We start from the raw sequence: 2,614 nt of genomic DNA, 5'->3' as shown, positions 1-2,614 counted from the left end.
ACCTATCTCTACATATAGATTTCTCTATATGCTGACTATCTCTGACTACTAACTCATAACTAAAGTCACGAGTTAAGTGTAGCCATTCTAATCAAAAATCAATAATATTTCTCCTTTATATAGAAGTTCATTCACTATTTTTTTTGTTAAATCTCTGCATTTTATTCTTCTGCAAATAAAATTCAAAAGATCTTCACCTTCATAATCTCTTAAATCAAAATACATACAATACTTTGATGATTTACATATGCTGCTTTTAAATATTTTATTTAAAAGATATGTTTTTCCAGACCCTAAGCTACCACAAAGTAGTGTTCTATTAAAATTTGCTGCTTCAAGATAGTGAAGGTGATTTCCAAAGTCATCTTTTATCTTTACCTTAAGATTGAAATTATCAAAATTATAGAAATCACTTAAATTTAATCTTCCTTTTTCTTCTCTCACATAATTATTTAAGTACCATAAACTTAGTTGATTCTGCCTCATTTTTTACTGCCCCCAAAAATATATAAATTTAAGCTGGTATAAGTCTTCCCCCTCCAGATAAAACAATTTCCTTTCCTTCAAGCCAGCTATTTTTTTCATTTTTCACATTGTAGAAAATATTATAACCATTATCCACTATGTTTTTAAGTTCTTTATTTTCATTAATAATATAATCTATATATGATGTTCCTGTTAATGTCCAAACACTTGTTGAATCTAAAGTTACGCTTACATTTCCTGTATTTTTAAAATCAATTACTCCAGTATAATAAGTATATTCTCTAAGCTTCAATTCAACTAAGCTTAACTCATCACATAATATATCACCTTTTAATGTTTGACGGTTTCCTAGAAGTGTTATAATTCCACCATTTTTTCCTTCTTTTCCCCACTTGTCTTTTTTTGCATTTATTAAAATATTATCCATCGAAAGGTTTAACTTAGTATTAAAAAGATTTACTATGGCCTCAGTATTAGTTACATAAAACATTGCACCTTTACCAGCAGTTATAGATCCAAGGCTTGAAGTAAATATACATTTACCTATATCCTTATTTTTTTCTTTCTTTTGAAAAAGTACAACACCATTTTTATTATTTCCTCTTAAACTTGTGTTATTAATTACTACTGAACTTCCATCAACTACTGCAGCTTCAGCTCTTTCAGCTTTAAAATTAGAATCTGTAACCACAATACTTCCTCTTGAATAAATACAAGGTGACTCTTCGCCTTCTGCAGTTCCTGAAGAATTTTCCACATTAATTATACCATTTTCCATATATGTTGCTATAGGAGAACTATTTTTTCCTTCTGTATTTACTGCTATATCATGAGCCATAACTGTTCCTCTATAAGCAGCATTTAATCCATTAGAAAAATGTCCTTTAGTTTTAATGATTATATTATCTATATTTATTACTGAATTTTCTCCTGATGAAAATACTGCACTAGCACCTTTCCCAGCAGTTGTAATGGTACTATCCTTTATATTTATTGTAGATCCTTTTTTAGCTAATATTCCAGCATTTAATCCATTACACAAACTATCTTCTTCTTTAGTAGTATTCCCACTTGATGCTAATCTAGAATTAATTATATCTAAGTCTCCTCCATCATCTACTACAAATATTGATTCATTATTTCTTATTTTTGTTATTACTTCATTTCTTCTTTGCATACTACTCTCCCTCCGAAAATTGCTTTCATCTTTCCTAATCCACTTATTTAATAACGGAATTTTATCTAATACAAGTCTGTCTAAGAGACCCACAGAGTTATCTTTAAAATCACCTTTTTCATCCATTAAATGTTCCTCCAATTTTTATCCATAATAATAAAATAGCAATTTGTTAATAACAAGTCAATCTGTAATTTTTAACCAAAAGAAATTATATAAAAATTTTAGTGTTTGGAATTTTAAAACTAATATAGAAATTCTACACTAAAACGTAAATTTTAAAATAAAATTCTTTTAGGTTATGTTGTTTCTCCTGTTATTTATATAATAACTTATATATTATTCCATTATCAATTTTGTTTCTTGATATGTTTATTAATAGACTTAAAATGATGAGACCTATTTTTTTTTATATTTTAAGACATAATTATTTTAAAGTTTTCACATATAAATCAGCATTATGCTTTTATTAAATTTGTAACTATTTGCCTTATTCGTTATTTATGTAACACACACAATTATATTAAAGAAATCTCATGAAAGCTTAAAAATAAGAAAATGATTAAGGTGGTGAGTTGGTGTTTTAACCATAAGTATTTTTCTACTACTGTAAATACTTATATACATGTTATTAATAAAATAAAAGTAGAAGGAATTAAAGTTTTTTATGAAATTTTGTTACCATCAATAGATAAGAAAAGTTACTTAATTAAATAGGATTATACAAATATAATATATAAGGCTATTTATATAACATACAATTTATAGAAATGAATATTATGCATATTTTTTGAATGCACTAAATGTTACTGCTTCCTATGGGATAAACCTCCAAAAGAAAAATAGTCCCCTTTTAGTGAGGGCACTGAAAAACTTTAAGTTTTTCTAGTGCGCTATTCCAAAATCAAAAAGGAGTTAATTAAACTAATAAATTTTAGTTACATTAACTCC

The 2,614-nt window shown here is 26.5% G+C and carries 2 protein-coding genes; both read right to left on the bottom strand.

The window, feature by feature from the left end; genetic code table 11:
* Window positions 1–87 precede the first annotated feature (87 nt).
* Window positions 88–486: a hypothetical protein gene (locus BM384_RS16575; RefSeq protein ID WP_090015303.1), complete on the bottom strand. Its 399-nt coding sequence runs from the start codon at window positions 484–486 to the stop codon at window positions 88–90.
* A gap of 28 nt (window positions 487–514) precedes the next feature.
* Complete coding sequence (locus tag BM384_RS16570) at window positions 515–1,789, bottom strand: hypothetical protein (RefSeq protein ID WP_090015301.1); 1,275 nt, start codon at window positions 1,787–1,789, stop codon at window positions 515–517.
* Window positions 1,790–2,614 lie beyond the last annotated feature (825 nt).

Origin of the sequence: Clostridium sp. DSM 8431 (assembly GCF_900116755.1) — a bacterium.
GTDB lineage: Bacteria > Bacillota > Clostridia > Clostridiales > Clostridiaceae > Clostridium.
This window is presented reverse-complemented; position numbering and strand designations above follow the sequence as displayed.